Genomic DNA, 24,073 nt, shown 5'->3' with positions numbered 1-24,073 from the left:
GATGAACAAGATGCTGAAAATCGCGGTCATTGGAGGAGGCTCCTCGTATACGCCGGAGCTGGTAGAGGGGCTGATTCGCTATCACGACACGTTCCCGGTCGGCGAGCTCTGCCTGGTCGACATCGCCGAGGGAGAGGAGAAGCTGCGCGTCATCGGCGAGCTGGCGCGGCGCATGGTGGAGAAGAGCGGGCTGCCGATCAAGGTCGTCGCCACGCTCGACCGCCGCGAAGCAATCCGCGGGGCAGACTTCGTCTCCACGCAGATCCGGGTCGGCGGGCTCGATGCCCGCTCGCGGGATGAGAAGATCCCGCTCGCCCACGGTCTGATCGGACAGGAGACGACCGGTGCCGGCGGCTTCGCCAAGGCGCTGCGGACGATCCCGGTCATCCTCGACATCTGCAAGGAAATGGAGGAGCTGGCGCCGGAGGCCTTCCTGATCAACTTCACCAACCCGGCGGGCATCGTGACCGAGGCGGTATCGAAGTATTCGTCGATCCGCTCGGTCGGGCTGTGCAATCTGCCGATCGGCACGAAGATGCAGATCGCCGAGCTGTACGGGCGCGCGCCGGAGGAGCTGTTCATCGAGATGGCGGGGATCAATCATCTCAACTGGACGACGCGTGTCGTGCTGGACGGCAAGGATTGTACGGCGGACTTCCTCGGGCGGCTGTCGGACAGCGGCGGCTTCACGATGAAGAATATCCCCGACCTGGCCTGGGACGCCGACTTCATCCGCTCGCTCGGCGCGTTGCCGTGCGCGTATCACCGGTATTATTATATGAAGAGCGAGATGCTCGCCGAGCTGCTGGAGAGCTACAAGGAGGCGGGCGCGACGCGCGCCGACGATGTGAAGGCGGTCGAGGCGGAGCTGTTCGAGCTGTACCGGCAGCCGGATCTGGCGCACAAGCCCGCACAGCTGGAGCAGCGCGGCGGCGCGTATTATTCCGAGGCGGCCGTCCAGCTGATGAAGTCGATCTACAACGATGCCGGCGACATCCAGATTGTGAATGTGCGCAATGGCGGCATTATCGCATGCCTGCCGGACGACGCTGCGATCGAGACGAATTGTGTCATCAAGGCGGACGGCCCGCACCCGATCGCGCTTGCGAGCCCGCTGCCGCCGCAGATTCGCGGCCTGCTGCAGGTCGTCAAGGCGTATGAGGAATTGACGGTCGAGGCGGCGGTGCGCGGCAGTCGCGAGGCGGCGCTGCAGGCGCTGACGATCCATCCGCTCGTCGGCGACGAGCGGGCTGCACGCACGGTACTGGCGGAGATCCTGGAGCAGAATAAGGCTTATTTGCCGGCTTTTGCGGCGGAGTGATCCCAAGGGGGCGGCCGGTGCGCCGAGCCAACCGTGTCAAAATACTATTCTAATGGCGACTGTTGTTCCCGATGCCGCAATTCGCGCGAAATTGCGCCCTTCGCACGAGGTTGGGCCTTCAAGCAAAGACGCGCTCCCTTGGTGTGATATACTGAAGGCGGTAGAGCATCCTATTCAGACAAGGGAGCGATCAATGTGATACAACAAGTGGGACAAGTGATGTTATATGTAGACAATCAGGACCAGGCGCGCGCATTCTGGACCGAATAAGCGGGCTTCGTCATCGTCGCGGAGGAGGACGGATCGGAGGGGATGCGCTGGATCGAAGTCGCGCCGACCGAGGGAGCGGAGACGACGATCGTGCTCCACGACAAAGCGTTTGTCGCCGAGATGTCGCCGGAGCTGAATCTGGGCACGCCTTCGCTGATGTTCTTCACCGCCGACCTGGACAAGCTCTACGCGGAGCTGACTGGCAAAGGGGTCGCGGTCGGCGATATCGTCGCGCTGCCGTCGGGCCGCGTCTTTAATTTTGCGGACGACGAGGACAATTACTTCGCGGTCATGGAGCAGGCATAAGGTAGTACGGACAGTTGTCGTCAAGCGAGGCTACTGCATCACCGCGCGAAGAATAAGCCGCAGCGAAGTCCGACTTCGCTGCGGCTTATTCATTGACGCGCGTCTTTCACTGTGCTAAATTAAATAAATAATTAAAGTTTATTAAATGATTAATTAAAATTAAATATGTGATGAATGAACGAGGAGGACGCACAGGATGAAGAGACGAGCGAAGCGGTGGGCGGCAGGACTGCTGTTGACGGGAGGGCTGGTGCTGCTGGCGGCATGTGGAGCCGTGGACAAGCCGGCGAATGAAGCCGGCCTGTCCGAAAGCCCGCAGCCATCCCGTACGGCAGCTGCTGGCGGCAGTACGACTTCACAGGATGCTGCAGAGGTGGAGTCCGCGGCTCCAATGATTGAGGCGGCGGATGAGACGGGAGCAGACCAGATCGACTGGGAGACGCGCCGGGCGCACAATCGGGAGGCGGGTACCCTTCACTATATGACCGGCTATTATTACACCGCTTCGCCGCCGGATATCCAGGCGGTGCTGGCGGACGAGCTCGGATATTTCGAGGAGATGGGGCTTGAGGTGGACATTCAGCCGGGGCTGGAGTCCGACGGGATCAAGCTGCTGGCGGCAGGCCAATTGCAGCTCGCGGCATCCGGCACGCCGTCAGCGATCATCCAGTCGGTGGCGGCCGGTTCGCCGATTCGCGGCGTGGCGACCTTCTCGGCGACCGGGATCAGCGCGTTGATGGTTATGGCCGACTCGGGAATCGAGACGGCGGCTGATCTCAAGGGCAGGGTGCTTGGCTACCATGGAGCATTGCCGGCCAATTTTTTGGCCATGCTGGAGCATGCCGGCGTCGGCGCAGACGAGGTTGAGAGTGTCTCGGTGGGCTACGACCCGACGATCCTGGCAGCAGGCAAGGTGGATGCGCTGACGGTGTACAAGTCGAACGAGCCGTATCTGATGGAGCAGGCCGGATATGAGGTGCGGCTTCTCGATCCGGGCGCGTACGGCGCGGAGACATCCTTTGGCGTCATCGCCGCCAACGAGGCGTTTGCAGCGGCCCATCCGACGGCCGTCGAGGATTTCCTGCGTGCGGTGATGAAGGCCCATGCCTATGCGGCCGATCATCCGAAGGAGGCGCTCGCCGTGCTCGCCAAGCGCTCGGAGAACGGGTATGATAAGGACAATGAGCTCAACCGCTGGTCGATCGAGCAGCAACTGGTCGAGACTGCCCGGCATGCCGGGTACGGCTACGGCTGGCATACTGCGGGGCAGTGGGAGCGGGAGATCGAGATGCTCCGGGACGCGCGGATTATCGAAGAGCCGCTGGCCGCTGAGGCGGTCATGACGAATACGTACATCGAAGCCATCTATGCGGGCGAGCAGCTGATCTGGCCGGCTTCGTAGCGGGGGCTTCGGCTAGGAGGGACCAGCAGTGGCGGGAAGAAGAAGCATGGACAAGGCGGACAAGCGCGAGGTGCAGACGCGCATTCTCGACGCGGCGGAGGCGCAATTTGCCGGCAACAGCTACGCCGGAGCGCGCGTGAACGAGATCGCTGCGCAGGCGGGGGTGAACCAGGCGCTGATTCATTATTATTTCCAGTCCAAGGAGGGACTGTACGAAGCAGTGCTGACGCGTCTTTTCGCGCAATGGGAGCGGGCGATTGGGGGCATTGCCTGGGATGAGATAGAGCCGGAGGAGTTGATCCGCCGCTACGTTGAGACGCATTACCGCATCCGCTGCGCGATGCCGAACTTGTTCCATATTATCACGTGGGGCGCGCTGGAGGGCGGCGAGCTGCTCGGCCGCTATGCGCCGCCGAGCTGGGCGACGCACTTCGAGACGGTGCGGCAGGCCCTGCGCCGCTGGCAGGCGCAGGGGGCGATCCTCCAGGATATGAATGTGCCGGTGTTCTTGCATACGCTATGGGGTATGATGGAGCACTTCTATTACCGGAGTGAAGGTTATCTGCAGGACATGGCGGGGCACGAGGGCAGCGCGTCAGCGATTCAGCAGGAGATCGCCGCGCAGATCGTGCGGCAGAGCCTGCACGGGGTACTGCCGCAGCCTCAGCTGTCCGCGCGCGCGGCGACTGCGGGCATGGAGCGGCTGCTCGTCGTGCGGGCGCATGATGCCGGCCCTGAGGCGATTCGCGAAGCGGACGCGGTGCTGGATGCGGTGCTCCATAGCACCGGGCGCACAGCGGTGGGGCTGGATCAGATGGAGCCTTATGGGACGACCGGCGATGCCGAGACCGGCGATGCCGACACCGCAGCAGGCGGCGGCGCACCGGCGCAGCGGCGGAGCGGCGATGATGCGACGCGGCAGCGGAAGAGCGATGCCGCTGCGGGGCGAAGCGAGGCGATCGCATCACGTCGAAGCGAGGCGTTGGCTGCGCGGGGTGATGATGTGGCGGCCCGGCAGGAGGAAGAGCGGATCGCGCTGGAAGAGGGCGCGCCGCTGCTTGTGCTGGCTTCGACGGTTCACGGCGAGTTGCCGATGCAGGTCGTCGCGCTGCTTGACCGATTAAGCCGGGATGAAGACGTCGAGGCGAGCCGCTGTGTCGGCATCTGGACGCTTGGTACGAGCCCGGCAGGGGATAGTGCCCAGCGTGCTATGGAAGAAGCATTTAATCGGATGGGCGCTTATGCCGCTGCGCGCGTGCCCGGTCAGACGCTGCAGCTTTATGCGCGGCGCTTCGCACGCCTGCTTGCAGGCTTTCGCTGAGCCGTCCTGTGCCGGCGGCTTTGGCGCGCCATTGAGAGCGGTCGCGGCTCTACCGAGTTGGTAGGTTCGGCAGAGAATGCGGTGCGCTGGCGCAAGCGGTCGGTGACCGAGCCGGCTGGCCGGATCGCGGCAGGAAGGTGTGTAGGTCTGCTGGGCCGGTTCGGCTTGCATTGCTTGCGACGATGGCCGCGAATGAGGCAGATCTCAGCCTGGCCGGAAAATGGGAATTTAACTGCAAAAGTACAGTTATATTAGCCGAAAACGGCAATATCGCCGATTTTGACACCATATAACTGTATTTTTGCAGTTTGCAGTTAGATTAAGCCTTTATCGGCGCAATTTAACTGTACTTCTACAGTTAGTTGGCATGGCGTATGGTGATGATGTGGTAGCGCGTCGGTAGCGCGTCTGGCATCTGCATATGAGGGACCTTCTCAAAACAAAGCTTGTCGTGCCGTCAAGAGATACAAGAGATACAAGAGATACGCGCTCGTTATAGGGCGCCGACAAGTGGCGTGAGCTCGCCATGGCGCCGACAGGGGGACGAGCTCGCTTTGTTGTGAGGGTTACTTTTCGCGCGGCGGGGTGTGTTCCTTCCCTGGAATTGGCGCCAGCCGGCTCGCTTTAGGAAAAATGAGATCCTTGAACATGAGCATCATCTTCAGCTTCATGACATCGCTGAGCTTGCGAAGGTCAAGTCCGAGCAGTTCGCCGAGCTTCTCCAGCCGGTATTGCATCGTATTGCGGTGAATGAACAACTGCTTCGCCGCTTCGTTGATCTGCCCCTCGCAGGCGAAGAACGTCTCCAGCGTGACGAAGGCGTCGGCGATGTGTTCCTCGTCGCGCTGCAGCAGCGGCTGAAGCAGATTGCGGCAATACTTGAGCTTGGCCTCTTCCGGTATATAGGAGAAGAGATACGAGAACTCCAGATTGGCGAACAGTATGACCGGCTTGTCGTCCTCCAGATAGCGGCTGATGCGCTGTGCTTCCAGACACTCTCCGTAGGCTTCCCGGATGCTGGAAATGTCATGCTTGGGCTTGCTGATATAGCAACGGGCTTCCTTACGACCGAGCGAGGAGACGACTTCATTGAAGCAAGTGACGAGCAGCCCGGCGAACGCCTCGTACCCGGGCCCGGCCTCCTGCGCCTTGAAGACGTACAGCAGGTTGTCGTCGATCTCCACGTGATGACCGGGCAGCGTCCCGAGGATCGGATGATAGCTGATCTCGCGGCGCAGCTCGCGCAGCCACTCGGCAATGTACGGGGCCGCCTCCGTCTCCGGCAGCGCAGCCGGCACGAGCAGCACGCACACGCTCGGTCCGTTCAGCAGCTGCGAGCCGAGCGCGTGCGCCTGCTCCACGAAGCTCTCGCGCGACAAGCTCCCCTTCAGATAGCGCTCCGTGATGACGCTCCACTGATAACTGAGCACGGTGTGCTGGCCGTCTTGCATCAGGTCCATATGATAGCACAGCACCTCGGCGGCCTGGTGGTACAGCCCTTCCTCGTCGGCATGGATGCCGCCCTCGTTCGGAATGACAAGCAAGAAGCCGTAGCATTCCTGCTCCTTCATGAGCGGAATGCGGCAGAACCAGCCATGCTGTGTGCGCTCCTTGTGAAAAACGGGCGTCCACGGCCATTGCCGCGTCAGCTGCACCTCGGGCCAATCCGAATTGTTGAACAGAATCTGACCCTTCGAGCTGAACACGACGATGCTGTGTCCGAGAATATCCGAGATCGTCTGGAACGGGTCGGAGAAGTCATGGGTATGCAGCGTGAAGCGGACGAGCCGCATCTGCTTTTCCAGCGCGTCGTGCAGCTTTTTTGTGCTTTTTTCGTATTCCGCGTGAAAAAGGGCGTTCATTTGCTCGGAAAAAGCGAATTCGTAAGGCAGCTCCAGCACGGGGAATTGCAGCCGATTCGCCTCGTCCAGCACGAGCTGCGGAATTTGCGACCAGTAGCGCCCGAGCTTGATGCCGATACCCGCAGCGTCGCGCTCGTGCAGCTTTTTGAGCAGCTCAAGCAGTTCGTCCGGCGCGTCTTTGACTGCGTAGGCGGTCGTCAGCAACAGCTCGCCGGGCTTGATCCAGTTCGCCACATCGGGTGCATCCATTGTGTTGATCGCCCGAATTGTGCGTGCGCGTCCTTCTTCGCCGGCAATGAGCTTCGCTTTGGAAAACGGAAAGATGGACAAGGCTTCCTCTACTGTTAAATTCATCGCCTTCACCTCGCAAATAGTTTACATATACATGACATATACCTTTGTTTTTTCTACAATTACGAACATTCTGATTATGAATTTTTACAAACATTCGTTAATTTAGTTGACTTAATCGTATATCGAATTTAAATTAGAATCAATCCATGTGAAATAAATTCACGTAATTTACAAGATTAATCGCATATTGCAGACACGGCATTCACGCCGGCAAGGCGGATATATCTGGGAAGGGGGCGGCAACGTGTCATACATTTCGATCTCGAACCTCAGCAAGCGATTCGTCCGCCGCGGACAATGGACCGAGGCGCTGAGCAGCGTCGATCTGAACATCGCCAAAGGCTCCTTCGTCAGCTTCATCGGTCCGAGCGGCTGCGGCAAATCGACGCTATTGCGGATCATTGGGGGCTTGATGAAGGCGGAGGAAGGCGGCATCAAGGTGGGCGGCCGTTCGCCGCAGGAGATGCAGGCGGACAAGCAGTTCGGATTTGTGCCGCAGGCGCCGGCGCTGTTTCCGTGGCGCACGGTATTGCAAAATATGAACCTGCCGCGTGAGGTGAACAAGCGCAGCCGCACCGATCTGGCGGAGGATGAGGCGGACCCGATCGAGCTGCTGCAGGCGGTCGGGCTCGGCGATTTCCTGCATGCGTATCCCAAGGAGCTCTCCGGCGGCATGCGGCAGCGTGTCGGGATCGTCCGGGCGTTTGCTTCGGGGGCGCCGATCCTGCTGATGGACGAGCCGTTCTCCGCGCTCGACGAGATTACGCGCGAGGTGCTGATGCACCAGCTCGTCCGCATCTGGGAGCAGCACAAAAAAACCGTCATCTTCGTCACGCACAACATCCAGGAGGCGGTGTATCTGTCCGATCAGGTCGTCATCATGTCGAGCCGGCCGGGACGAATCTCGCGGGTGGTCGACATCGACCTGCCGCGGCCGCGGGGCGAGAAGATCATCGAGTCGCCGGAGTTTTACCAGTACGTCGTGCGGCTGCGGGAGAGCCTGCGCGAAAGGTGGGAGGCGTAACATGAATCCATCCATTCCAAAAAGCGGCAGCGTGCAGGCAAGTCAGGCCAAGCAACCGGCGGCAACACGGATCAAGCTGCCCGAGGATCGCTTCGATTCCCGACTGAAACGAACCGGCTTCAATCTGCTGCCGCCGCTGCTGACCTTCGTCCTGATCTTCGTGCTCTGGGAGGCGCTCATCTGGCTGCTGGACATCAAGCTTGTCATTCTGCCGGCGCCTTCGGGCATCTTCGGCGAATTGTTCGGCGAATTCAGCTTCTATCTGCCGCATATCTGGCTGACCTTCTACGAGGCGGTGCTGGGCTTCATGCTCGGCATGGCGGCGGCGCTGCTGCTGGGCGTGCTGATGTCGCAATCGCGGCTGCTCGAGCGAGCGCTGCTCCCGGTGGCGGTGATGGCGAATGTGACGCCGATTGTGGCGATCGCGCCGCTCTTCATCATCTGGTTCGGCTTCGGCGCGCTGCCGAAGGTGCTGATTTCCGCGATTTGCGCATTTTTTCCGATGCTGATCAACTCGATTACCGGCTTTCGCGCGATTGACGACAACAATCACGAGTACCTGAAGTCGCTGCATGCGAGCCGCTTCGAGATCTTCCTGAAGCTGCGGCTGCCCAACAGCCTGCCGTTCATACTATCTGCGGCCCGTACATGCATGAGCATGAGCGTCATCGGCGCTGTCGTCGGCGAGATGAGCGGCGCCAGCAAGGGGCTCGGCAACGTGATCATGGTGTCGAGCAATTACATGCAGATGGAGCGCACGTTCGCCGCGATCTTCCTGCTGGCGATCATGGGCATCGGACTGACGAGCCTGGTGCGGCTCGCCGAGCGCAAGCTGCTGCACTGGCACAGCGCCGAGTAGAAAGAGCGGCGCCGGGTTGACACACTGGCCGATGGCGATAGTTGTCGGCGTGCGCCGCTTAAATGCCAAGCATAAAGCATGCGCATGGCAAAACATGCGATAGACCGCAATCGTCAGGAAGGACATGCGGGAACGCGAGGCAGTGCCGGGCAGGGGCCTAACCCTGCAGCGGTACCCGCATTGGACTATATGTAAAATTAAAACATATTAGGAGGAATTTACTATGAAAAAATTAAAGCCGGTTAGCTTGTTGCTTGTGGTCGGAATGCTGGTACTGCTGTTGGCCGCATGCGGCAGCGGCAACAACGGCGCGGAGTCCGGAGCTGGTGAGCCGAATGCTGCGGCTTCCGAGACGAATCAGGAGGCGAATGCGGAGCAAGCCGGAACGGGCGATGCAGACAGCAATGCAGCAAGCGATGCGGACGATGCGCAAGGCATCGACTGGGAAGCGCGCAAGGCGGCCAATCAGGAAGCCGGCGAGATCAACTTCATGACGAGCTTCCAATATTCGGCTTCGGTTGCCAACGTCAACGCGTGGGTGGCGGACGAGATGGGATTCTTCGAAGAGTTGGGGCTGGATGTGAACGTGCAGCCGGGACTGGACGGCGACGGCATGAAGTTCCTGGCTGCCGGCCAGCTGCAGATGGCGCATGCCGGATCGGGCAGCGTGCTCGTCCAGGCGGTCTCCAACGGCGCCGAGATCAAGGGCGTATCCGTCATGGCCCCGGTCGGGCTCGGCGCGATCATGGTCATGGAGGATTCGGACATTCACGAGGTCAAAGATCTGGAAGGCAAGACGGTCGGCTACAAGGGCGCGATGAGCGCCAACTATCTGGCGATGTTCGAGGCAGGCGGCGCCGATGTGTCGAAGATCAATCAAGTGTCGGTCGGTTTCGACCCGACGATCCTGAATACGGGCGATGTCGACGCGATCACGGTCTTCAAGTCCAACGAGCCTGCTGCGATGGAACGTCAAGGCTTCGAGGTGCGGCTGCTCGATCCGGAATCATACGGCATTGAGGGCTCCTTCGGGGTCATGGTCGCCAACGGCGATTTTGCGGCGGAGCATCCGACGGCAGTCGAGGATTTCCTGCGTGCGATCATGAAGGCGCACGAGTGGATTCTGGCCAATCCGGAGGAAACGATTGAAATCCTGCAGAAGCGGGCCGAGGGCAACTTCGATTTTGATGTGGAGACGAACCGTCTCATGGTAGAGACCGGGCTGGCCAAAGAAGCGCAGTACGAAGGGCATGGACTCGGCTACTTCACACCGGAGCAATGGCAGTTCGAGATCGACATGCTGAAGGATGGCGGCGTCATCACGACCGATGTGACCGTTGACGACGTCGCGGACGATGCCTACATCTCGGCAATCTACGATGGCGACCAGCTGATCTGGCCGGAATAATCCGGCCCTCCCTTATCCCGGTACTACAAGGAGGAACACGACCATGCTACAGACCAAGCAACCGGCCCTTAGAGCCTTTTATTACCCCGTCGTGCCGATTGAAGCCCTGCAGGATGGACCGCGCAACTTCAAGCTGATGGGTCAGGATATCGTATTGTGGATTGACGACGAAGGACGTCCGGCGGCGGCCATCGACCGCTGCTGCCACCGCACCTCCAAGCTGTCCAAGGGCTGGCTGCGCGAGGGCTGCATCGTCTGCCCGTATCACGGCTGGACGTTCGACCGCAACGGCAAGTGCACCTGGTTCCCGCAATCGGAGCTGGAGGACCCGCCCAAGGTGTACAAGATCCAGGGCTACCGCTGCGAGGAGCGCTACGGCTACGTCTGGGTCGCGCTGGAGGAGCCGCTGACCGGCATTCCCGAATTCCGATATTCGAGCGACCCGAGCTTCCGCAAGGTCGAGGAATTCTACGAGGTCATTCATTGCGCGGCGATGCGTCTGATGGAGAATTCGTTCGACGTGGCGCATGTCAACTTCGTGCACAAGAACACCTTCGGCAATATGGACAGCCCGATTCCGCCGAAGGTGACGATTACGACGAAGGACTACGGCTTCGAGGCGTATATGGAAATCCCGGTGCACAACAAGCTCAACCAGAAGGTCGGCGCGCTCAACATGAGCGAGGAGACGACCGTGCGCAAGCAGCTCAGCGAGTGGTTCATGCCGTTCATCCGGCAGACCAACATCACCTACCCGACGGGGCTGATCCATTCCATCGTCACCTGCGCGACGCCGATCGACGACAAGAGCTGCCAGCTCGTGCAGTTCGTCTACCGCAACGATACCGAGGCGGACGTGCCGGCGGAGAAGGTCATTGCCTTCGACCGCGCCGTTGTCGACGAAGATATGGAGGTGCTGGAGACGACCGAGTACGACGTCTCCATCGACCTCACCAAAAAGCTGGAGAACCACATGCTCTCCGACTCCCCGGGCATCCAGATGCGCAAAATGCTGATGGCCCTGCTCAAGGAGCGCGGCGAAACGGAAGTGACTGAGCGGTTGGGGTGAAGTGGGGGCCGGAGAGACCGAAATTGCGCTGGAGAAGCGAAGCGCCCGCCTTTTCTCTCGGATTTCATCACCTGAAAGGGCCATTCAAAAGAATTCGAGAGAAACAGCCGTCGGAAGCGCATTTCGGGCACGGAGGCGATTTTCACGAGCCCCAACTGCGAATGAATGGAAAGGAAGCGAGCCCGATGACGAAAAAAATTCACCTCGGCTGGTTCACCGAATACGGACCGATCGGCTGGGACGCGCAGGATGCGACCGAAGGCGACTGGCGCGGACCGGATATGTACCAGGAGATGGCCCGCATCTGCGAGCGCGGCATGTTCGACTTCGCCTTGTTCGCCGATCATCTGGGCATCACCTCGTCCTTTGGCGACTCGATTGACAATTATATCAAGCACGGCCTCAACGGCATCAATCACGATGCGACGCTGCTCTGCTCGATGGTGGCGGCGGCGACGAACCACCTCGGCGTCGGCACTACGGTCTCGACGATGCTGACGCCGCCGTATCTGCAGGCGCGCCAGACCGCCTCGCTCGATCATCTCACGAAGGGCCGGGTCGCCTGGAACGTCGTCACGACCGGCAATATCGCCGGCTTCCTCAACTTCGGGGTCGAGCAGCCGGAGCATGACGCGCGCTACGACATCGCCGATGAGTACCTGGAGCTGTGCTTCAAGCTGTGGGGCAGCTGGGCGCCGGATGCGGTGCAGATGGACCGGGCCGGCGGCGTGTTCGCCGATCCGGACAAGGTGAAGCCGATCCATCACGAGGGCCGCTACTTCAAGAGCCGCGGTCCGCTCAATGTCGTGTCGTCGCCGCAGGGACGGCCGACGATCATCCAGGCTGGCTCCTCCGAGCGCGGCAAGACGTTCGCCGCCCGCTGGGCTGATGCCGTCATCGTCGGCGCACACTATCTCGACGATATGAAGGCGTACTACGAGGAGATGAAGCAGCGCGTCGCCGACCAGGGCCGCGACCCGGCGCAATTCAAGGTGTTCTTCATCGTCAAGCCGGTGCTCGGGCAGACCGAGGCTGACGTGCAGCGCAAGCTGGCGGCGCTCGAGGACCCGCCGGAATCGGCGATCTTCACCGCCTTGGCGGCGCTCTCCTCGCGGATGAACTACGACCTGTCGCAGTTCAACCTGGACGAGCCGCTGCCGCAGATCGACGAGCGGCAGATCAAGGGCGGCCAGACGACGCTGTCGCGCTTCTACACCGCCGGGCGCAAGCCGACGCTGCGCGAGGTCGCCAAGCAGGAGGCCGCCGGCAACAAGGGCGGCATCACCGGCACGCCGGAGCAGGTGGCCGATCAGATGCAGCACATCATGGAGACGGTGGGCGGCGACGGCTTCGTCATCCGCGTCAACGTGCACGAGCGCGCCTACATGCAGGAATTCGTAGATACGGTCGTGCCGCTCCTGCAGCAGCGCGGCTTGATGCGCACCGTCTACAACGGCACTACGCTGCGTGACAACTTGATGGAATACTAACCTGTAGCAAAAACGTGCCGGCGTGAACGGGAGGGAGATGGCGATGCACAGACTGGGAAGCCGCAACAATCACTGGCAGGTATCGGAGGCGACGGTCGATCTGCGTCGCGTGCCGCAGCCTGCGCAATCGATCGCGGTCGACGCACAGCCGCAGCGCCTCGTACTCGATTTGGCGCATACGGCCGTCGTCGTCGTGGATATGCAGAATGACTTCTGCCACCCGGACGGGTGGCTCGGCTCGATCGGCGTCGATACGTCCCCGCTGCTCGCTCCGGCAGCGCCGCTGCAGCGGCTGCTGCCCGAGCTGCGGCAGGCGGACGTGCCGGTCGTCTGGCTCAATTGGGGCAATCGGGAGGACCGGCACAACCTGCCGCCCTCGGTGCTCCACGTGTACAATCCGGACGGCGCGAGCCGCGGCATCGGCTCGCAGCTGCCGCCGACCGGCTCGCGGGTGCTGGAGAAGGGCAGCTGGGGCGCGGCGCTGATCGACGAGCTGCGCCCGGAGCCGCAGGACATCGCGGTGGACAAGTACCGGATGAGCGGCTTTTGGGATACGCCGCTGGACAGCATTCTCCGCAATCTCGGCATCCGTACAGTGCTGTTCGCCGGCGTCAATCTGGATCAGTGCGTCATGCATACGCTGCAGGACGCCGCTTGTCTCGGCTACGATGTGGTGCTGCTGGAGGATTGCTGCGCGACGAGTTCGCCGGACTATTGCACAGCGGCAACACTTTATAATATCAAGCAATGCTACGGCTTCGTTACGGATGCCGGAGAATTGCTCCGGCAAATGAACGCACCGGACACTGCTTCGTCATAACGCGCAAGAGAGGGCCGGCTGTCCGGAAACGACAGAACGATCGGCCACGCAGAAAGGAGGGGCAGGGTATGGAAGATCGCTGGAATTGCATCATGCGCGAGCTGCAGGCAGAGCCGGCGGGGAAGGGCGAGCTGAGCGGGCTCGCGTGCGTCGTGAAGGATGTATACGACATCGCCGGACACCGCAGCGGAGCCGGCAATCCGGACTGGCTGGCCGAAAGCGCGCCTGCGCAAGATCACGCTGCAGCGCTGCGCCGCCTGCTCGCCGCAGGTGCGCGGCTAATCGGTGCGGCGCACACCGACGAGCTGATGTTCGGCCTGAACGGAGAGAACGCGCATTACGGTACACCGGTCAATCCCGGCGCGCCGGGGCGCATCCCCGGCGGCTCCTCGAGCGGTTCGGCTGTTGCGGTCGCGTCGGGGCTGGCGGACTTTGCGCTCGGTACGGACACGGCCGGCTCGACACGCGTGCCTGCCGCCTATTGCGGACTCTATGGCATGCGCCCGTCGCACGGCGCGGTGCCGATGTCGGGCGTCGTGCCGCTGGCGCCGAGCTTCGATACGGTCGGCTGGCTGGCGCGGGACGCCCGCACGCTGCTGCAGGTCGGCGGCGCGCTGCTGGGCGAGCCGGACAAGCCGCAGCGCTCGCTGGGCGGATTCGGCTTTCATCGCATCCTGATCGCGGAGGATGCGTGGGCGCTTGCCGATGCGGCGGCGCGGGAGGCGCTGACCCCGATGCTGAACCTCATTCGCGATACGACGCTTCGCCACGAGACGCTCACAGTCGCGCCGGAGGGCCTGCCGGTGTGGATGCAGGCGTTCCGCACGATTCAGGGCTATGAGATCTGGCAGGCGCACGGTCAGTGGATCACGTCGTCGTCGCCGCGCTTCGCGCCGGACGTGGCGGCGCGGTTCGCCTGGGCGTCCACCGTGCCGGCTGACGATGCCCAGACGCAGCGCATCGTCGCACAGGAGGTGCGCGAATATATGACCGATCTGCTCGGCGATGACGGACTGCTGATCGTGCCGACCGCGCCGGGCGCAGCGCCGCCGCTCGGACTGGCAGGCGAAGCGGTTGAGGAGCGGCGGATGCGGACGATGCGGCTTGGATGCATCGCCGGGCTGCCGGGCTTGCCGCAGATTACGCTGCCGGCCGCGGCGCTGGACGGATGCCCGCTGGGGCTGTCGATTATCGCCGGGCCGCATTGCGACATGCGGCTGCTGGCCTGGGCGGAGCATTTCGCGCGCAATGCTGCAACTACGATAGGAACGGGGTGAGGCAACGATGTATAGAAGAAACGAAGGCGCAGCCTGGGAGTCGCGCTTCCTCCCGCGGCTGTCGAGCACGCAGATCGCGGCGCTGCCCAAGGAGGAGGCGCTCGTCATTCTGCCGATCGGCGCGGTCGAGCAGCACGGCCCGCATCTGCCGGTCTACACGGATACGCTGATCGGCGAAGCGACGCTCACGCAGGCGCTGGAGGGGCTGGACCCCGATCAGCAGGTCTGGCTGCTGCCGCCGGTGCCGTACGGCAAGAGCAACGAGCACATCGGCTGGGCGGGCACGATCTCGCTGTCGGCCGAAACGCTGCATGCGGTCGTGCTCGATATTGCGGAGAGCGTAGCGAGGAGCGGCTTTCGCAGACTGCTGCTGTTCAATACGCACGGCGGCAATGTCGACCTGCTCAATGTAGCGGCGCGCGAGATCCGCATCCGGACGGGGCTGACGGTCTTCTACCTGTTCCCCGGCAATCTGGATGCGGCAAGCGATCTGATGGGGCAGGAGGAGCTGGAGTACGGCATCCACGGCGGCGACTACGAGACCTCGATCGTCATGAGCGTCAAGCCGGACTGGGTGCGGACGGAGGAATTGCCTTGCGAGGTGCCGGATATGGCGAAGTACAAGTATCTCACGCTGGAGGGCAAGATCCGCTTCGCCTGGCGCATGTCCGACATCTCGGACACCGGCATCGCCGGCGACGCCACCAAGGCCACAGCAGAGAAGGGGCGGATCATCCAGTCCCGTATTGCGGCCATGCTCGGCGAGGCGATGGGCGAGCTGTGCCGCTTCGAGGTCGGTCAGGTGAAGCCTGCGCCGGGCGCTCCTGGAGAGGGGGAGCGCAGATGAGACTGGTGACCTTGCGTGATGGCGGCGGGCTGGAGACGGCGGCGCTTGCCGATGGCGGCCGCTTCGTGCCGATCGAGGCGATCAATCGCGCCGCCGGCAAGAGCTGGAGCAGCGATTGCTACACGCTGCTGCAGACCGGAGAATTCGATCGGTTGCGCGACTGGTACCGGGCGGGCGGGCGCAAGCAACTGGAGACGCTGCCGGGGGTGGAGGCCGAGGCGGTCGACTTCGCGCCGTTGTATCGCCATCCCCGCAAGATCTGGGGCATCGGCATGAATTATGCGCAGAAGGCGGTGGATCTGAATTCGGCGCCGCCCGAAGCGGAGCCGATCTGCTTCATGAAGCCGGACACGAGCCTGATCGGGCCGGGGGACGCGATCGTGCTGCCAGCCGCATCGGCCGAGCACGTCACCTCGGAAGCGGAGCTGGGCATCGTGATCGGACGCGCATGCAAGGATGTATCGGAAGCCGACGCGCTGGAGGCGGTGGCCGGCTTCACACCGACGCTGGACATGACGTGCCAGGACATTCACGCCCGCAATCCACGCTTCCTGCAGCGTTCCAAGGTGTTCGACACCTTCTTCAGCTTCGGGCCGGAGCTGGTGACGCCGGACGAGATCGCGGAGCTTCGCGGCATAGCGGTCGAGACGGTGCTCAACGGGCAGGTCGTGCACAGCGGCACAGTGGCCCATATGGTGTACAGCCCGGCGCTGATCGTCGCGTACTTCTCCCGCATGATGACGCTGCTGCCGGGCGATATCATCATGACCGGGGCGCCAGGCTCGGTGCCGCTGCGCAGCGGCGACCGTACGGAGTGCCGGATGACGGGCTTCCGGGCATTGGTCAATCCGGTCGTGCCGCAGAGTGTGCCTACATTATTAGCGAGGGGATGATGAGGGGATGACTAGCAGAGGGGGAATGAGGCAATGACGATAACGGGATTGGTAGCCGGACACTTGGAGGATTGTCCGGTGTACAAGATCGCCGCCGCGGATACGAACAAGTTCGTCCTGCTGTGCGACCGCACGCAGGTGCCGTTCACCTCGTTCATCGAGATATTCGACGTGGGCGGCCGCACGCCGTCCAACGAGCATGAGGTCGCGCACGAGTACTTCTATGTGCTCAAGGGAGAGGGCCGTGCCATTGTCGGCGATTACGAGACCGACATCCGAACAGGCTCGTTCATCATCGTGCCGCCGGGCAATCACCACGACATCCTCAACACCGGCGAAGGCAAGCTGTACTGCCTGACGGTGATGGCGCCGGACGAGAAGTTCTCCGACCTGATCAAGTCCGGCCCGGTCGCCAGCCTCGACGAAGACGACCTGGCGTTCCTGCGCGGGCTGGGCGGAGCGTAAGGACGGAGGCCTGCGTCCTGGCGACGAGGTCGAAGACGAGCGGACAGAGGCGCGCGTCGGCCGATAGCGGTGCGCGAGACCGGCGGCGTGCGAGGCCTGAGTAAGTAGGGCGGGGGGAGGGCAATACGCCGCGCGAGAAGGCCGCAAGCGAAGCCGAATCGGATGTGCGAGCCGCGAGCGAGCGGGCTGTGTGAGCAGGTCGGGCGAGTAGGCTGGGCGGACCAATCCGGCGCCCGGGAATGCCGATCAGCATGACAGCGGCATGAGCGAGAGCGGGATGCACCGCCGGAGGAATCGCAAAGCTGGGCAAGGGCTTTCATACACGCTGTGTTCAAACACAGCATGCACACGAGACGACGTCTCCCGATGCGGGGGGCGTCTTGGCATTTCTGCGGCTCTCGCGGCCGGCGGTGACCGGAGCATAGCCAGAGCTGCCGGGAGCGCCGAAGGCGCTAAGGCATCGAAGCCGCTAAGGCCGCCCAAGTCGCTCAGGTCGCTCAGGTCGCCCAGGCCGCTAAAGTTGCTAAATTCGCTCAGCTCGCCCAAGCCGCCCCAATCGTCGAAGTAACCAACATCGGCTAGGCCCATGATTCCACCCAAGTCGCTAAATTCGCCCAGCTTGTCAACGTAAACACCGTAATTAACGATACGTAGGCGACCCGAGTCGCCAACTCCAGGTTGCTGGCGCCCGTTAGACGGTCGTCTCGGTCGAAACGAAATCGTTGGGATGAACGTTTGATGGCGAAAGGGAATTCATAGCTGCGGAACTTCCTGAACGCGAAACTTTTCCTGATTCTGGGCGTCTGTACAGAGCAGGTTTTTCGGATGCGCAAGACAAGCCGACGAAGCATACGTACACGATGCGCGCAGGCGTGTATTTTCTGAACGAAACTTGCGCCGCAAAAGGACGGCGGTAGCCGTTTCGCCTTGTGTGCGCTGATTTTCTGACATTTTGGCTGGAGGACTGACTAGGATCCGAGGTGTGAATCGTATACAATTTTGGTTAAGCGCTTACAGGAGGTGGTGGGGTTAGTGGTGGATATAGATATGAAGGTATTGGTTGTAGATGATGAGCTTCCAATCCGGGAGGGCTTGAAGGCGCTGCCTTGGGAGGAACATCAATTTCATTTGGCCGGCGAATCCAGGAACGGAAAAGAAGCCTATAAGCGTTGCCTGAGCGATCCGATCGATATCTTGATCACGGATATCGCCATGCCCGTGATGAATGGTTTGGAGCTGATTCGAAGCTTGAAGGAATCGAAGCCGAATATCCAATGTATCCTGCTGACGTGTTACAGCGATTTTGATTATGCCAGGGAGGCCGTATCGCTCGGCGCCTGCGATTATTTGGTGAAGGGCATGTACAGGGAGGAGGAATTTTGGATCGTGCTGGACAAAGCGCGGTCGCGCCTCGTCAAGGAGCGAGCGCTCCATGCGACCGCGGCGGCCTTGGCCAGCCCGTCCGCCGAGCAGCATCCGGACTACCGGTACGAGATTGAGCAGGCGATCCAATACATCGACGACCATTTGGGCAGCTCGCTGCAGGTGCAGTACATTGCCGCACACGTCGGACTCAGCAGCAATTACTTTGGCAAGCTTTTTCACAAAGTGACGGGCGACTACTACCAGGATTACGTCAAGCGCAAGCGGATGGAACGGGCCGCGGAGCTGCTGCGACAGACGAGCTTGAAGATTTACGAAATTTCGGAGATGGTCGGCATTCCCAATTACCGTTACTTTACCGAGTGCTTCACGAAACATTACGGCATGAATCCAAGGGTATTCAGGGGTTGAGCGCGATGCGGTTCAGAAGCATGTTTGCCCAATTGTTCCTGTCCATCACGATCCTCGGCACTGTGCTGCTGGGAGGGCTGCTCTACAATAATCTGTCCAGCGCGCGGGAAGCCTTGTATGAGCAGAAGTCCGAGGATATGCGGCTGCATACGGACCGAACGGGACAATACCTCGATTTGTATTTGCAGCATATTACAGAGGTGTTGTTCTCGACGTCCCGCATGACCGAATTGCTGGAGATGGACCCTGTCCGGGCCGGCGCCTTGCTGAAGCAAGTGAAGCAGACGAGCAGCTCGCTGATCGGCAGCCTGTTCATCATTACCGCAGACGAGCGGATCCTCTCCAGCGACCAATTTTTGTACGATATTGTCGGGCACCCGCAGCTCGCCAAGCTGGTTCACATTGCCACAGACAACTATGGCGGCGTGAATTGGTCCGAGCCCTATTACTCGCCGATCCAGGTGGGCCAGACCGTGGCCTTCTCCCTGCCCATGAAGGACCGGGGGGGCCAGACCGCGGGCGTGATCATCCTGGAGGTGGACATGGAGCTGCTCACGCGGAAAATCAGCAGCTTTATGCTGCAAACGGGCCAATCCTTCGCCGTGCTCACCGGTCAGGGTAACGTGGTCGCCTTTGATCAGAGCGGCGAATTGGACATTTATCGCAATCAAAAAAATCCGTATCACTTGCACGATGCCGTGGTTGCGCAATTGATTGACATGCCGACCGGCTTGAAACGCATGCAGGCTGCCTCCCTTCATCTCATGGTGATCAAAAACAGGCAAAACCAGCTCGGCTGGTATGTGATTTCGATGACGGACGAAGCGATTTTTCATCAAAAAATGAATGAGCTGGTATGGGACGCCCTGAGATTCTCTTCGCTCTGGTTTGTTTTGCTGCTTGTGCTCACCTATGTGCTCAGCAGGTCGTTTACAAGACCGATCAAGCGGCTGGCGCTGCAGATGGACCGCATCGATGACGAACGGCTGCGCCTGAAGATTCGCCCGCTGGAACGCAAGGACGAGATCGGCCGGCTATCCCGCAGCTTCTCCTATCTGATGCAGCGCATTCATCATTTGCTAGAGGAGCGGCAGGCCATGGAAGCGCGCCGGCGAAAAAACGAGCTGAAAATGCTGCTGAGCCAGATCAGGCCGCATTTCCTCTACAATACGCTGGTATGCATCGGGAGTCTGGCGAAGCAGAACCGCGCGCGCGAGGTGGACGAGACGATCCGCTCGTTGATTCTGCTGCTCACCTTCAGCATCGACAAAAAAGAAGAGCTGATCAGCTTGCGGGAAGAATTGATGGTGCTGGAGGCCTTCGTGCAGATCCAAAAAGTGCGTTACGGCGATACCTTCACATTCACAATGCTGGTGGATCCGCAGCTGCCGGATTGCAGGGTGCCCAAGCTCGTCCTGCAGCCGCTGGTGGAAAATGCGATCTTCCACGGCCTATCCGAGCGCGAGCAAGGCAGAATCGAGGTCTTGGCCGAGGTTGTGGCGGACGGCTTGCAGCTGGCGGTGAAGGACAACGGGCGGGGAATGCCGGAGGAGCTGATGCAGGTCATCAACAATCAGGCCCATTCCGGTGTCCTGCCGAACAAAAAAAAGGGACTCAACAGCATCGGCATTCACAATATTAAAGAGCGGATGCAGTTGCTGTACGGACCGGCTTATGGCGTAACGATCCGCGCCAGGGCGGGGGGAGGCACGGAGACGCTCCTCAAGCTGCCACTGAACAAGTCGGAAGACCGGTAACCCATCCGGTCGTCGTCGGAACACCTTCTCAAACCTGACAAAATCATTGCTGCTCCGTATATTTCTCAATACCTGAAGCGCTTACAATATGAAGTGTCAAAGCGATTGAGGAGGGTACGGATGGGCAAAGCGTGGACTGCGGCATGGAAGCACCGGGCACTTTATCTCATGATGCTGCCGGGGTTGGCCTACTTCGTGACGTACAAATACGGACCGATGTACGGCGCGATCATTGCCTTTAAGGATTACAACGTGGCGCAAGGCATGATGGGGAGCGCATGGGCAGATCCCTGGTACAAGCATTTTTTGTACTTTTACCGTTCCCCGTATTTTTCGTCGCTGCTCTGGAATACGTTCCTCATCAGCCTCTACAAGCTGGTGTGGGGCATGCTGCCCGGCATTGCGCTGGCGATCATGCTGTTCGAGATCGGCAATCGCACGTTCAAGCGCTGGGTGCAGACGATCAGCTACTTGCCCCACTTTTTGTCCTGGGTCATTGTGTACGGGATGGTGATGGCGTTCCTCTCCGAATCGACCGGACTGATCAACATGTGGCTGCAGGAATGGTTCGGCTTCAAGATCGGATTTCTGACCTCGACCGATTATTTTCGCAGCATTTTGGTCGGGACGGATCTGTGGAAGGATCTCGGGTGGAGCGCGATTATTTACCTGGCGGCGATCTCGGGCGTGAGCCCCGCGCTGTTCGAGGCGGCGACGGTTGACGGCGCGGGGCGGCTGCGCAAAATATGGCATGTGACGCTGCCGGGGATTCGCAATGTGATCGTGCTGCTGCTCATTTTGCGACTGGGCCATATGCTGGATGCCGGCTTCGACCAGATTTATATCATGTACAATATCCACGTCTATCCGGTGGCCGACATCATCGACACCTGGGTGTTCAGAACCGGGCTCGAACAATTCAATTTCAGTATGGCGTCCGCGGTAGGCCTGTTTAAGTCGATCATCGGTTTTGCCCTGGTCCTGGCTGCGAATCGCGTCGCGAAGCTGTGGGGGGAGAACATATGGTAAAGACCGGAATGGTTGACCGCTTGGTCCTGAGCTTCATCTACGGCACGCTGATCCTTCTCTCGCTAAGTGTGTTGTTTCCGATTTTTTATGTCGTGGCCGTCTCCCTCACCCCTTTCGAAGAAGTGCTGCGCAACGGCGGATTTATCGTCGTTCCCCGCGCGATTACCTGGGAGGCTTACCGTATTTTTCTGACGAATGACCGGATTCCGGATGCCTATCAAGTGACATTCATCATCACGGTTGCGGGCACGCTGATCAATCTCGTCCTCACCGCACTGCTGGCCTACCCGCTCAGCAAGCCGCGGCTGCCCGGCAGGAAGATCTTCTTGCTGCTGATCGTGTTCACGATGCTGTTCAATGGCGGGATTATCCCGACCTATCTGATCGTCAAAGCGACGGGACTGCTGAATACGTTGTGGGCGATGATGATTCCGAACGCGGTATCCGCATTCAATCTGTTGATCATGAAAACATTCTACGAAAACCTGCCGGAAAGTCTCGATGAAGCGGCGAAAATCGACGGGGCCGGCGAGGTGCGAACCTTGGTGCAAATTGTGCTGCCGCTCAGCATGCCGATCATGGCGACGATTGGGCTGTTCTATTCGGTGGGGCATTGGAACGAGTTTTTCCAAGCGATCATGTATGTCTCGGATACCGCGAAGTTTCCGCTGCAGGTCGTGCTGCGCGGCATTCTTTCGAGATCGCAGTCCGTGGAGGAGCTCTCGCTTGAGGAAACGATGCCGACGGAATCCTTACAGATGGCAGCGGTCATTCTAACGGCGGTTCCGATCATTGTGGTTTACCCTTTTATCCAAAAGCACTTCACACAAGGCGTGCTGCTGGGCTCGATAAAAGGTTAGGCATATACACATTCAGGAAGAGAGGGGTACGGAGAAATGAAAAAAGCAATCCCGGTATTGTTGATGATGGTGATGCTGGTCGGCGTCGTATTGGCAGGCTGCGGGGACAACAGCCCGTCGAGCAGCGGGAAGCCCTCCGGGCAAGCGGAGCGAGGCGATTCGTCCAAGGATTCGAATGCAAGCAAGGAGCCGGTTGAAATTACAGTCATGCTGAGCGGGCCAGGCGTCCCGGATCTGGATAAAAACCCGATCTGGCAGCAGCTGAGCAACGATCTGAACATGGATATGGAGCTCAACGTCATCGCCAGCGAGTACGATCAGCAATTGAATGTAAAAATGGCAGGGGGAACGCCGCCGGATCTGTTTAACATCGGCAAGGTGCCGCTGACCGAGATGGGCCGCCAAGGCCTCCTCCTGGATCTCGAGCCTTATCTGGATGACATGCCGAATGTAAAAGCGTTATATGATGAAAATCTGTTGAACAAGGGGCGGGTGGACGGAACGTTGTACGCGCTGCCCAAACGCGCAGACATCCCTATGGATTCCCTGTGGATCCGGAAGGACTGGCTCGAACGGCTTGACCTGGAAATGCCTACGAATCTGGAGACCTTCAAGGAAGTGGCGCTCGCCTTCACTAACGAGGACCCCGACGGCAACGGCAAAGCGGACACATACGGGATCACCGGCACGGCGCTGTACACCTTCGCCCCGATATTCGGCGCTTACGGCACAGGGGGCCCGGGCAGCTATGCCATCAAAGGCGGCGAGCTCGTCTACACGACAGAAGACCCCGCGTTCCGCGAAGCCCTGTCGTATATTGCCGATCTGATCGCAGCAGGCGTAGTGGATCCGGAGATCATGGCCAACAAAGGAACGGATGATCAGCAAAAGGCGTTCCAAGGGAAAGCCGGCATCCTGTTCAGAGGCTGGGGAGAGCTCGTCAAGGACAGCTACGTGGAGCAATACAAGTCGATTAATCCGGATGCGGAGTGGGTGCAAGTCGGCGCCTTGGAAGGCCCCGGCGACAATTACATGAGCGTGTGGGACCTGGGCCGGACCCCTAATCGTCTGGCGATCCCCAAATCGCTGGAAAAATCGCCGGAGAAGCTGGAGCAAGTGCTGGAGTTGCTCAATTACGTGACGGGAGACGGCAAAGGCCAAAATATTGTCAATTACGGCATTGAAGGGACGCATTACAAGGTTGAAAATGGCGAGGTGGTGCCGCTGCCGGCGATGAGCGATCTGGACTACAGCTGGCAGATGCAGCTTACGGCCCGCGACGAGCTGGCCTACTTGTCTGTAAAGTTTGCCAATCAGAAGCCGTACATCGCATTCGCGCAAGAGCAGCCGAGGCTGGAGGTTTACGATTCGTTCATTCCTGTGCCGCAGGGCGTTGTAGCTGACGACAAGACAACCTACGAGACAGAGGAAATCACGAAGTTCATCTACGGCAGAAGACCGCTCGGCGACTATGATCAATTTATCGAAACGCTATACAAACAGTTCCAATTGCAATTGTATTTGGATTCGGCCGAGGATACCTTGACTGAGCTCGGATATTTGCAATAACCCATTGCGGGATAGGGATAGGGATAGGGATAGGGATAGGGATAGGGATAGGGATAGGGATAGGGATAGGGATAGG

At 60.3% G+C, this 24,073-nt stretch carries 19 protein-coding genes and 1 pseudogene; 19 read left to right on the top strand and 1 reads right to left on the bottom strand.

All coding sequences use genetic code 11. From position 1 onward, the window contains the following. Position 1 precedes the first annotated feature (1 nt). The 4 genes and pseudogenes from IDH44_RS02215 (at position 2) to IDH44_RS02200 (ending at position 4,620) form a co-directional block, all read left to right on the top strand. A complete protein-coding gene (locus tag IDH44_RS02215) occupies positions 2 to 1,321 on the top strand; it encodes a 6-phospho-beta-glucosidase (RefSeq protein ID WP_190914249.1) in 1,320 nt (439 codons plus the stop codon). Between the two features lie 195 nt (positions 1,322 to 1,516). Continuing rightward, positions 1,517 to 1,897, top strand: a pseudogene (locus IDH44_RS02210) (VOC family protein). Between the two features lie 196 nt (positions 1,898 to 2,093). After that, on the top strand, positions 2,094 to 3,299 hold the full coding sequence (locus IDH44_RS02205; protein ID WP_190914247.1) for an ABC transporter substrate-binding protein: 1,206 nt from the start codon (positions 2,094 to 2,096) through the stop codon (positions 3,297 to 3,299). Positions 3,300 to 3,327: 28 nt separating this feature from the next. Next, positions 3,328 to 4,620 (top strand): TetR family transcriptional regulator, encoded by a 1,293-nt coding sequence (locus IDH44_RS02200; RefSeq protein ID WP_190914245.1) that lies wholly within the window; start codon positions 3,328 to 3,330, stop codon positions 4,618 to 4,620. Positions 4,621 to 5,186: 566 nt separating this feature from the next. Here the strand turns inward: IDH44_RS02200 and IDH44_RS02195 are convergent. Beyond that, positions 5,187 to 6,836 carry a PucR family transcriptional regulator gene (locus IDH44_RS02195; RefSeq protein WP_190914243.1) on the bottom strand — a complete coding sequence of 550 codons (1,650 nt, stop codon included), beginning with the start codon at positions 6,834 to 6,836 and terminating at the stop codon, positions 5,187 to 5,189. 244 nt (positions 6,837 to 7,080) lie between these two features. Here IDH44_RS02195 and IDH44_RS02190 point away from each other — a divergent pair, with 244 nt between their 5' ends. From IDH44_RS02190 to IDH44_RS02120, 15 genes are all read left to right on the top strand, one after another. Next, the gene (locus IDH44_RS02190; RefSeq protein WP_190914241.1) at positions 7,081 to 7,860 is read left to right on the top strand and encodes an ABC transporter ATP-binding protein; all 780 of its coding nucleotides are present in this window, start codon (positions 7,081 to 7,083) and stop codon (positions 7,858 to 7,860) included. 1 nt (position 7,861) lies between these two features. Then, on the top strand, positions 7,862 to 8,719 hold the full coding sequence (locus IDH44_RS02185) for an ABC transporter permease (protein WP_190914239.1): 858 nt from the start codon (positions 7,862 to 7,864) through the stop codon (positions 8,717 to 8,719). 223 nt (positions 8,720 to 8,942) lie between these two features. Continuing rightward, positions 8,943 to 10,127, top strand: coding sequence for an ABC transporter substrate-binding protein (locus IDH44_RS02180; protein ID WP_190914236.1), 1,185 nt, complete (start codon positions 8,943 to 8,945; stop codon positions 10,125 to 10,127). A 43-nt stretch (positions 10,128 to 10,170) separates the two neighbouring features. Continuing rightward, complete coding sequence (locus tag IDH44_RS02175; protein WP_190914234.1) at positions 10,171 to 11,196, top strand: aromatic ring-hydroxylating dioxygenase subunit alpha; 1,026 nt, start codon at positions 10,171 to 10,173, stop codon at positions 11,194 to 11,196. Between the two features lie 185 nt (positions 11,197 to 11,381). Beyond that, positions 11,382 to 12,686, top strand: a complete 1,305-nt coding sequence (locus IDH44_RS02170) for an NtaA/DmoA family FMN-dependent monooxygenase (protein WP_190914232.1) — start codon at positions 11,382 to 11,384, stop codon at positions 12,684 to 12,686. A 43-nt stretch (positions 12,687 to 12,729) separates the two neighbouring features. Further along, positions 12,730 to 13,506 (top strand): cysteine hydrolase family protein, encoded by a 777-nt coding sequence (locus tag IDH44_RS02165; RefSeq protein WP_190914230.1) that lies wholly within the window; start codon positions 12,730 to 12,732, stop codon positions 13,504 to 13,506. Between the two features lie 68 nt (positions 13,507 to 13,574). Beyond that, complete coding sequence (locus tag IDH44_RS02160) at positions 13,575 to 14,783, top strand: amidase (RefSeq protein WP_190914228.1); 1,209 nt, start codon at positions 13,575 to 13,577, stop codon at positions 14,781 to 14,783. Positions 14,784 to 14,790: 7 nt separating this feature from the next. Then, a complete protein-coding gene (locus IDH44_RS02155; protein WP_190914227.1) occupies positions 14,791 to 15,630 on the top strand; it encodes a creatininase family protein in 840 nt (279 codons plus the stop codon). Continuing rightward, a complete protein-coding gene (locus IDH44_RS02150) occupies positions 15,627 to 16,523 on the top strand; it encodes a fumarylacetoacetate hydrolase family protein (RefSeq protein WP_190914225.1) in 897 nt (298 codons plus the stop codon). The genes IDH44_RS02155 and IDH44_RS02150 overlap by 4 nt, the downstream gene beginning before the upstream one ends. A 33-nt stretch (positions 16,524 to 16,556) precedes the next feature. Continuing rightward, a complete protein-coding gene (locus IDH44_RS02145) occupies positions 16,557 to 16,988 on the top strand; it encodes a cupin domain-containing protein (RefSeq protein WP_190914223.1) in 432 nt (143 codons plus the stop codon). 1,047 nt (positions 16,989 to 18,035) lie between these two features. Next, the gene (locus IDH44_RS02140; protein ID WP_190914221.1) at positions 18,036 to 18,782 is read left to right on the top strand and encodes a response regulator transcription factor; all 747 of its coding nucleotides are present in this window, start codon (positions 18,036 to 18,038) and stop codon (positions 18,780 to 18,782) included. Between the two features lie 5 nt (positions 18,783 to 18,787). Then, on the top strand, positions 18,788 to 20,539 hold the full coding sequence (locus IDH44_RS02135; RefSeq protein WP_190914219.1) for a sensor histidine kinase: 1,752 nt from the start codon (positions 18,788 to 18,790) through the stop codon (positions 20,537 to 20,539). Positions 20,540 to 20,659: 120 nt separating this feature from the next. Continuing rightward, positions 20,660 to 21,568, top strand: a complete 909-nt coding sequence (locus tag IDH44_RS02130) for an ABC transporter permease (protein ID WP_190914217.1) — start codon at positions 20,660 to 20,662, stop codon at positions 21,566 to 21,568. Beyond that, entirely contained in the window at positions 21,562 to 22,428 is an 867-nt protein-coding gene (locus tag IDH44_RS02125) for a carbohydrate ABC transporter permease (protein WP_190914215.1), read from the top strand. The genes IDH44_RS02130 and IDH44_RS02125 overlap by 7 nt, the downstream gene beginning before the upstream one ends. A 36-nt stretch (positions 22,429 to 22,464) precedes the next feature. Next, positions 22,465 to 23,997, top strand: a complete 1,533-nt coding sequence (locus tag IDH44_RS02120) for an extracellular solute-binding protein (protein ID WP_190914213.1) — start codon at positions 22,465 to 22,467, stop codon at positions 23,995 to 23,997. Positions 23,998 to 24,073: the final 76 nt, after the last annotated feature.

Origin of the sequence: Paenibacillus sabuli (assembly GCF_014705605.1) — a bacterium.
Lineage (GTDB): Bacteria > Bacillota > Bacilli > Paenibacillales > Paenibacillaceae > Paenibacillus_D > Paenibacillus_D sabuli.
Note: the sequence above shows the minus strand (reverse complement) of the source record. Positions and strands in the feature narration are given on the sequence as shown.

Bases quoted from the DNA above. Each gene is read 5' to 3' on its own strand.
- IDH44_RS02205 (WP_190914247.1), top strand. From the start codon at position 2,094: ATGAAGAGACGAGCGAAGCGGTGGGCGGCAGGACTGCTGTTGACGGGA.
- IDH44_RS02185 (WP_190914239.1), top strand. From the start codon at position 7,862: ATGAATCCATCCATTCCAAAAAGCGGCAGCGTGCAGGCAAGTCAGGCC.
- IDH44_RS02195 (WP_190914243.1), bottom strand. From the start codon at position 6,836: ATGAATTTAACAGTAGAGGAAGCCTTGTCCATCTTTCCGTTTTCCAAA.
- IDH44_RS02135 (WP_190914219.1), top strand. From the start codon at position 18,788: ATGCGGTTCAGAAGCATGTTTGCCCAATTGTTCCTGTCCATCACGATC.
- IDH44_RS02150 (WP_190914225.1), top strand. From the start codon at position 15,627: ATGAGACTGGTGACCTTGCGTGATGGCGGCGGGCTGGAGACGGCGGCG.
- IDH44_RS02180 (WP_190914236.1), top strand. From the start codon at position 8,943: ATGAAAAAATTAAAGCCGGTTAGCTTGTTGCTTGTGGTCGGAATGCTG.
- IDH44_RS02145 (WP_190914223.1), top strand. From the start codon at position 16,557: ATGACGATAACGGGATTGGTAGCCGGACACTTGGAGGATTGTCCGGTG.
- IDH44_RS02140 (WP_190914221.1), top strand. From the start codon at position 18,036: ATGAAGGTATTGGTTGTAGATGATGAGCTTCCAATCCGGGAGGGCTTG.
- IDH44_RS02215 (WP_190914249.1), top strand. From the start codon at position 2: ATGAACAAGATGCTGAAAATCGCGGTCATTGGAGGAGGCTCCTCGTAT.
- IDH44_RS02120 (WP_190914213.1), top strand. From the start codon at position 22,465: ATGAAAAAAGCAATCCCGGTATTGTTGATGATGGTGATGCTGGTCGGC.
- IDH44_RS02130 (WP_190914217.1), top strand. From the start codon at position 20,660: ATGGGCAAAGCGTGGACTGCGGCATGGAAGCACCGGGCACTTTATCTC.
- IDH44_RS02175 (WP_190914234.1), top strand. From the start codon at position 10,171: ATGCTACAGACCAAGCAACCGGCCCTTAGAGCCTTTTATTACCCCGTC.
- IDH44_RS02155 (WP_190914227.1), top strand. From the start codon at position 14,791: ATGTATAGAAGAAACGAAGGCGCAGCCTGGGAGTCGCGCTTCCTCCCG.
- IDH44_RS02165 (WP_190914230.1), top strand. From the start codon at position 12,730: ATGCACAGACTGGGAAGCCGCAACAATCACTGGCAGGTATCGGAGGCG.
- IDH44_RS02125 (WP_190914215.1), top strand. From the start codon at position 21,562: ATGGTAAAGACCGGAATGGTTGACCGCTTGGTCCTGAGCTTCATCTAC.
- IDH44_RS02160 (WP_190914228.1), top strand. From the start codon at position 13,575: ATGGAAGATCGCTGGAATTGCATCATGCGCGAGCTGCAGGCAGAGCCG.
- IDH44_RS02170 (WP_190914232.1), top strand. From the start codon at position 11,382: ATGACGAAAAAAATTCACCTCGGCTGGTTCACCGAATACGGACCGATC.